We start from the raw sequence: 7400 nt of genomic DNA on the forward strand, positions 1-7400 counted from the left end.
CGACAATCGCCGCGAGCACGGCCGGCACCGCCAGCAGCGGCGTCAGCCACGGCGATCGGAAGCGCGCGTACAGCGCCTTCGACGCGAAATACAGCGCCACCGTCAGCACGAAACAGCCGGCTGCAATCAGACGCGAGGCATCGTCGGCAAACAGGGACGGATAGAGCGTGCTCATCGAGGGGGCTTGGGCGGAAATGGCAGATCAGGAAAACTCAGGTGCGCGCCGCGTGCCGCGCGACGATTACACGGCGCAGCGCAAGGCGCCGCTCGAGGCGAGCGGCCTGCTCGACCGCGAAGGCGACCGCGATCATCACCATCAGCGTGCCGCCGACCACCACCAGCGCGAGACGCCAGCCGTCCTCGCGGAACAGTCCGCCGTATTGCACGGCGGCAACCGCGGCCGGAATGAAGAACAACAGCATGTCGGACAGTAGCCAGTCCGCGCCGGCCTTGATCCAGCGCGGCGCGATACCACCGCAAAACAGCAGCGCGAGCAACACGACCAGGCCGACCACGCCGCCCGGCACCGGCAGGCGGAGCATGCGCACAGCGAAATCGGCGACGACCCATAAACCCGCCAGCGCGGCGCTCTGCACCACGATGCGCCCGACGCGCCACGCACCGCTGGCGCGGGCACCGGCACCGGCGGTATGAGCGGGAACGGGCGTCGTCATGGCAATCCTTGGGGTGACCTCGAATGAGAGCCAGTATAGGTTGCACCGCAACATAAATATAATGACTTACAATCATTCAAATCATTCCAAATTGGAATTCCGGAGGCCGGGATCGTGGAACTACGTGCACTGCGGTATTTCGTCGAAGTGGTTCGTCAACAGAGTTTCACCGTCGCGGCCGAGCAGATGTTCGTCACGCAGCCGACCATCAGCAAGATGGTCAAGTCGCTCGAAGACGAGATCGGCTCGCCGCTATTGCTGCGAGACGGCCGTCAGATGGTGCTGACCGATGCCGGGCGCATCGTCTACCAGCGCGGTCAGGACGTGCTGGCCGCGCACGCGCAATTGCAGGCGGAACTGAACGATCTCGACACGCTCGGCCGTGGCGAGCTCACCATCGGCATTCCGCCGATGGGCGGCTCGCTGTTCACGCCAGCCATCGCGGCGTTCCGCCAGCGATATCCGAAGATCGAACTGAAGCTTTTCGAGCAGGGTTCGCGCGCGATCGAAGCGGCACTCATCAACGGCGAGCTGGAGTTGGGTGGCGTGCTACAACCGGTCGACCCGGAACACATCGAGGTGCTGCCGATGACGCGCCAGTTGCTCTGGCTCGTCGCGCGTACAGGCTCGCGCTGGGATCACTTGCACGAGGTGCCGCTCGCGCAACTCGCCAACGAACCGTTCGTGTTCTATGGCGAGAGCCTCGCGCTCAACGACGTGGTGCTGAACGCGTGCCGCACGGCGGGGTTCGCGCCGACCATCGTCGGGCGAAGCGGGCATTGGGATTTCATGGCGGCGCTGGTGCTGGCCGGTGTCGGCATCGCGCTGCTGCCGGCGCCGTATTGCCGCCGGCTCGACCCGGCGCAGTTCACCTGCCTGCCCGTGGTCGACCCGGAGATCCGATGGGAAATGGCGATCGGCTGGCGCCGCAACGGTTATCTGTCGCACGCCGCGCGCGCGTGGCTTGACGTCGCGCGCGAGGCGTTGCCCGGCCAGGCCGGCGACGATTTCATGCTGGGTCCGGGCATCGGCATGACGGGCATCGCGCCGCCGACGCGAACTCCGCCCACCGAATGACAGAATGCCCGCGTGACGCAGCCAATTACTGCTGCGCGACGAACTCGATGCGACGGTTGGTGAAGCGCCCGCCAGCTGTGTCGTTGCTCGTGACCGGATTCGCATCGCCGTAACCTTGCGCGATCAACGAGTCAGCCGGCACACCTGCGTTGACGAGATACGCGCGAACCGCCTCGGCGCGCTTCTTCGACAGTTGCAAATTGGCTTGCGCGCCGCCGACGTTGTCCGAATAGCCGGCCACTTCGAGCCGCATCGTCCTGCCGTTGTGCGCACAGGCGTTCAGCGCCCGCGCCGACTGGCTCAGGTCTTCCACTGCCGAAGCCGGCACACGGGCACTCGCGCTCGCGAAATTGATTACCTGCAGATTCAGCACCTTGACGACGTCCGCCGCCACGCATGTGCTGTCGGGCGCGAACAATCCTTTGATCGCGCTGCGGAAGTTTTCGGTGGCGTCGGCGACGGCGTGCGCGACGTCGAACGTACCGATCTGATACGACGCGCCGAACAGCGACTTCAGCTTGCCGAGCCAGCCGAGCTTCGTCTCGGCCGCGCTGCCGCTGAGTTCGACGCGCGTGCCGTCCACTTTCACTTCAGCGCCCGGCAACGCCATCAGCGGCAGCAGGCCGTCGAGATGCGAAAGCCAGTCGGCGGGCTTCACCTGCGGATCGACTGTGACGTTCTGGACCACGTTGGCGACACCGAGCCGCTTCGTCAGTTCGTCGATCAACTGCGTCTTTTCCGCTTCATTGCCGACCGTGGCGGTGAGCGTCGGCTTGCCCGCGGCGTTGACGGTAAAGGCGAGCTGGCTGTCTTTGGTCGGCTCGAGCGCGGCGGCTGGCGCGCTGGCGGCGCTGGCTTCGACCGTCGATGCGGCGGCGGCGCTGCTCGCTGGCGTCGCGGTGGCTGCCGTCCCCGACGCTACGCCAGGTGCGGAAGCCGGCTGCGCAGCGACAGCCGTTTGCGCGCCGCTAGTGGCGGACATCGCCTCGCCGCCTGCGCCCCCATGGCAGCCGCGCAAAAACAGAAAAGCCAGCACGGCCGCGACGGCCGCCAGCAGCCACCAGAGCCACGCGTGCGACCGGCGCTCTTCGCGCACCACCGCGTCCGGCGGCACATGGATCGGCGCCAGCATTTCCGGCACCGGCTTGCCGGCCGGTGTCGGCTGGTCGATATGCGCCGATACCGCTTTGAGCTGCGACAGGATGCTGCCCGTGAACGCGCTCAGGCCGCCCACGCCCAGCGCGCCTAGCAGATGGTCGTTCAGATACGGCGTAATGACCGGAAGCTGCTGGCCAAGCAAAGCAGGCAACTGGCCGACATTGCCCCGGCCGTCGAGCAGATACCGCTTGAGCACGCCGAACAGCGTGGCGCCCACAATGCCCGTGATCGCATGCGCGGCGTGCGCGGGCGCGCCGGTTTGCCGGGCGACTTCGTCGCTCACCAGATCGGCTGGGCGATTGAGTCCGCGTTCGAGCAGTTGCCGCCCGACGGTTTCCAGCTGGTTCAACCCGCTCGTGCTGGCGAGCAGATGCGGCAACTGTTCGGCGATGTGCCCATCCACTTCCGGTGAAAGGATCGTCGTGAACAGCAAGCGCGCGCCTTCGAGCGTCGCACTCTTGTGCATCATGCCTGCGACGAGCGCCGGGCCGGTGGCAGTCAACGCCTTCTGGGCGGTTTCCGCCGGCAGCCCCAGGCGGGCGCCGAGTTGCCGCACGATATCGTCCGTCAGCACGGACTGAACCAACTGGATCACATTGAGACTCATCGCTACGCTTCCTTGAGATTCCGGGCGCGCCACATGACGCGCTCTTTTTCGCGGCGCGATTATAGGAGCCAAGGCGTCTCAAAATCGAAGCTGGACAATTTATGACAATTGACCGACGTTGACCCAATTTGCCTTGATAATGAAAACAGATTGCGGGCTTTTGATGCGCCTCAGGCGGCCCGCGCCGCCATGTCGCCGTTGCCCGCCGGCGATGCTCAGCCCGCGCCATCTCCGCGGCTGGCCGATCAGCTCGGCCGCGCGCTCGCCGATCATTACTGTCGGCGCATTGGTGTTGCCGCCGATCAGCGTCGGCATCACGGAGGCATCGACGATCCGCAAGCCGCTCGCGCCGCGCACGCGCAATTGCGGATTGACCACCGAGCGAAACATCGCCGCCCATCCGGCAGATCGCCACCGGCGATAGATCGTATTCGCGTGCCCGGCGATGGTCTGGCGCAATTGCGCGTTCGACTGCGCCGCATGCGTGTACAACTCGGCACCGCCACGTAGCGCGAGCGACGGCGCATCAAGAATGCGCCGCGCCATCTTCACGCCGTCCACCAGCAGATCAAGATGGCGCGCTTCGCTGAAAAAACGCGGATCGATGATCGGCGCGGTATGCGCATCGGCACTCGCGAGCGTCACCGTGTTGCGGCTGTGCGGGCGCAACACGCACATGTGGCCTGGCTGCGGCGTTGTCAGATAGCCGTAATCGGTTTTGAGTTTGTTGGTCACCACGGCCGCCACGCCGACCGGCATGTTAAGGAACAGATTGCGGTCGGTGTGCGGACCGGCTTCGATCAGTGCGATCGTCGCATCGGAGCAGCTATCGGCGAGAACGCTCGCCAGCGCGCAACCACCCGAGCCCGCGCCGACAATGATGTAGTCGTAATGCATCCGCTCCTCCTGATGGGCCGCGTTGCTCGCGCCCCCTGTCTCGTGCACACTTGTCCTCGTGTGCTTCACCGGCATTCTAAGGAGCGTTCCGGGGCGCGGCGCCTTCGCGCCAGAGCGATTCCCCTAACGCAAGCGCGGCCGCGCCCCTATGATGAAAGACGCGCGCACGCTCGCCAGCCGGCCGTGTCCGTCATTCCTGGCTCAGCGTGCGGCACGACACACGGCGATTAAACGGCACCCCGTCGCGGTCCCCGTCGATCAGCATGGCGAGCCTGCGATGAACGGAGACAGCATATGGAACGGCATCACTTCGGCCAGACGCACGACGTGACGAATCAGGTCCCGCCGCTCACGGACTACAACCTCTTTTCCAGCGACGTCGCGTTGTCCGCGGCCCTCGAACGCGACGGCGCCGGGTGGCATCGCGAAGCGCTGCTGCGGCATGGCGCGGCGCTCACCACCCCCGCGACGCTCGCGCTCGCCGAACTGGCCAACCGTCACACACCCGAACTGTTCACGCACAGCCCGCGCGGCGAGCGCATCGACGCGCTGGAGTTTCATCCTTCGTGGCATACGCTGCTTTCGCTATTGCGACGCGAAGGACTGCACGCGTTGCCGTTCTCCGATCCGCAGAGCGGCGCGATGGCCGCACGCTGCGCCGGCTACTTCCTGCATGCGCAACTCGAATCGGGTTCGCTCTGTCCGTTGACGATGACCTTCGCGAGCATCCCGGTATTGCAGCGCGAGCCAGGCTTGTTCGACACGCTGCGCGGCAAGCTCTACTCGCGCGAGCACGATGCGCGCGATGTGCCGCTCACGCAGAAAACGTCCGCGATGATCGGCATGGGTATGACCGAAAAGCAGGGCGGCTCGGATGTGCGCACCAATCAGACTCACGCGCATGCGCTCGCCGCCGGGGGCCGCGACGGCGCCTACCGGCTCGTCGGGCACAAGTGGTTCTTCTCCGCGCCGCAGTGCGACGCCCATCTCGTGCTCGCGCGCACCGACGATCACACCGGCCTGTCGTGTTTTTACGTGCCACGTTTCGCGCCGGACGGCCGCAAGAACACCGTGCAGATCCAGCGTCTGAAAGACAAGCTCGGCAATCGCTCGAATGCGAGCAGCGAAGTCGAATTCCTCGACGCGTTCGGCGTCATGATCGGCGACGAAGGGCGCGGTGTGCCGACCATCATCGAAATGGCGAACTACACGCGGCTCGATTGCGTGATCGGCAGCGCGGCGTTGATGCGCGCGGCGCTGGTGCAAGCGATTCACCATGCGCGCCATCGCAGCGCGTTCGGCCGGCAGTTGGCCGACCAGCCACTGATGCGCAACGTACTGGCCGATCTCGCCCTGGAGTCCGAAGCGGCGACGGTGTTGTTCATGCGTCTCGCGCGCGCATTCGAGGCATCCGCCGACGCTTCGTCCAGCTCACCCGCCGAGCGCGCGTGGCGGCGCATCGTCACGCCGGCGGCGAAGTACTGGGTTTGCAAGCGGACGCTGGAATTCACCGGTGAGGCGATGGAAGTCTGGGGCGGCAACGGCTACGTCGAAACCGGTCCGATGGCGCGCTTCTACCGCGAAGCGCCGGTGAATTCGATCTGGGAAGGCTCAGGCAACGTGATGTGCCTCGACGTGCTGCGCGCGCTGGAGCGTGAACCGGAGGCAGCGCACGCGCTGTTCGCCGCGTGGCAGGCGCAGGCGGGCGCGCATCCGGCGTTGCGCGCCGCGCTCGGCAAGCTGGCCGCCACGCTCAATCGTCCAGCCGATGAGCGCGAGGCGTCGGCGCGCCGGATCGCCCAGCAGATCGTGCTGATCGCGCAGGCCACGCTGCTCGTCGAACATGCGCCCGCCGCGATCGCCGAGGCGTTCATCACCACGCGTCTCGCCGAGGGCTGCGGCGAAAGCGGCCGCGTGTACGGCACGCTGCCGGCCACGTTTGATCATGCGGCGATCATCGAACGTGCGTTTCCCGTGTGAGATTCAGCCTACGTCAATCAAACACTCCAAGCAGACACTGCCAGATCAATGAGCGCGATGCACCGCGCACCGTCATCCGATCGGTTATTGGACCCGCATGAAGAACGATTTGCCCGAGCTCGCCGCGCTCGAAGCACTGCCGCGCGCCGTATCCGTCATGGGACACGGCGCGCCACGCATCTGAAAGCGTTGCGCCAGGTCATGCTGGACAATCGCGACGTGCTCGCCGACGCAATCGCGTACATCAACACGCGCGCTCGTCCGCTCGCGCTGTATCTGTACGCCGACGATGCGCCGACAATCGAACGCGTGACGCACAAAACGATCGCGCGCGGCATGGCGGTCAACGAAACGCTGATGCACCTCGCGTGCGAAAGCCTGCCGTTTGGTGGGGTGGGCACGAGCGGAATGGGCGCGTATCACGGCTATGAAGGCTTCGTGACGTTCTCGAAATGAAGCCGGTGCTGACGCAGTCGCGGCTGGATCGCGCTGCCGTAGGGCAGGCGCGTCAACGCGTTGCTGAAGTTGATGATGCGCTTCTGAAGAATTGGCCCAGGCGGCGCAACGGACGCCGTCTAGCGCGGCGCCGTGCCGCCTTCGATCTCGGTGGCCACCACGTCGGTCACGTCCTGCGCGGCGGCGCCGTCATGTGCCGGTTCCTCCTCGGCGCCGCTTTCCAGCCGATGCAGCCACGCGAGCAATTCCGCCACCGCCTGATAAAGCTGCGGCGGGATGCGCGCGTCGAGGTCCACCTGCATCAGCAGCGAGACCATCTCGGGCGCCTCGTGGACATACAGGCCCGCTTCCTTGGCCCGCTGCACGATCATTTCGGCCAGCAGCCCATAGCCTTTGGCGACCACGCGCGGCGCGGGATCGCCACCTTGTGTGTCGTAGACGAGCGCGGCCGCGGTGCGGCGATGTGTGCGGCTCATCAGATATCCCAATCGAAATCATTGCTCGGCGCGGCTTGCGCACGAGCGCCGCGGGTGTTGCGGCGGGTCGTCGTC

General features: G+C 65.9%; 6 protein-coding genes and 2 pseudogenes. 3 read left to right on the forward strand and 5 right to left on the reverse strand.

The window, feature by feature from the left end; all coding sequences use genetic code 11:
• Both CIC12_RS14835 and CIC12_RS14840 read right to left on the reverse strand, forming a co-directional pair.
• A pseudogene (locus tag CIC12_RS14835) lies at positions 1-175 on the reverse strand (LrgB family protein); the annotation flags it as partial.
• A 37-nt stretch (positions 176-212) separates the two neighbouring features.
• Positions 213-674 (reverse strand): CidA/LrgA family protein, encoded by a 462-nt coding sequence (locus CIC12_RS14840; protein WP_168664846.1) that lies wholly within the window; start codon positions 672-674, stop codon positions 213-215.
• A gap of 114 nt (positions 675-788) precedes the next feature.
• Between CIC12_RS14840 and CIC12_RS14845 the strand changes: the two genes are divergently transcribed.
• Positions 789-1751 carry a LysR substrate-binding domain-containing protein gene (locus CIC12_RS14845; RefSeq protein ID WP_168664847.1) on the forward strand — a complete coding sequence of 321 codons (963 nt, stop codon included), beginning with the start codon at positions 789-791 and terminating at the stop codon, positions 1749-1751.
• Between the two features lie 25 nt (positions 1752-1776).
• Here CIC12_RS14845 and CIC12_RS14850 read toward each other — a convergent pair whose 3' ends face one another.
• On the reverse strand, positions 1777-3516 hold the full coding sequence (locus CIC12_RS14850) for an OmpA family protein (RefSeq protein ID WP_168664848.1): 1740 nt from the start codon (positions 3514-3516) through the stop codon (positions 1777-1779).
• 99 nt (positions 3517-3615) lie between these two features.
• A complete protein-coding gene (locus CIC12_RS14855) occupies positions 3616-4413 on the reverse strand; it encodes a GMC oxidoreductase (RefSeq protein WP_168664849.1) in 798 nt (265 codons plus the stop codon).
• A 294-nt stretch (positions 4414-4707) separates the two neighbouring features.
• Between CIC12_RS14855 and CIC12_RS14860 the strand changes: the two genes are divergently transcribed.
• Positions 4708-6393 (forward strand): isovaleryl-CoA dehydrogenase, encoded by a 1686-nt coding sequence (locus CIC12_RS14860; protein ID WP_168664850.1) that lies wholly within the window; start codon positions 4708-4710, stop codon positions 6391-6393.
• Positions 6394-6609: 216 nt separating this feature from the next.
• Positions 6610-6936 (forward strand): annotated as a pseudogene (locus CIC12_RS14865) (aldehyde dehydrogenase family protein); the annotation flags it as partial.
• A 32-nt stretch (positions 6937-6968) separates the two neighbouring features.
• Here CIC12_RS14865 and CIC12_RS14870 read toward each other — a convergent pair.
• Positions 6969-7325 (reverse strand): EscU/YscU/HrcU family type III secretion system export apparatus switch protein, encoded by a 357-nt coding sequence (locus CIC12_RS14870; RefSeq protein WP_168664851.1) that lies wholly within the window; start codon positions 7323-7325, stop codon positions 6969-6971.
• Between the last annotated feature and the right edge of the window lie 75 nt (positions 7326-7400).

The sequence above is a fragment of the Paraburkholderia sp. SG-MS1 genome, from assembly GCF_012275575.1.
Lineage (GTDB): Bacteria > Pseudomonadota > Gammaproteobacteria > Burkholderiales > Burkholderiaceae > Paraburkholderia.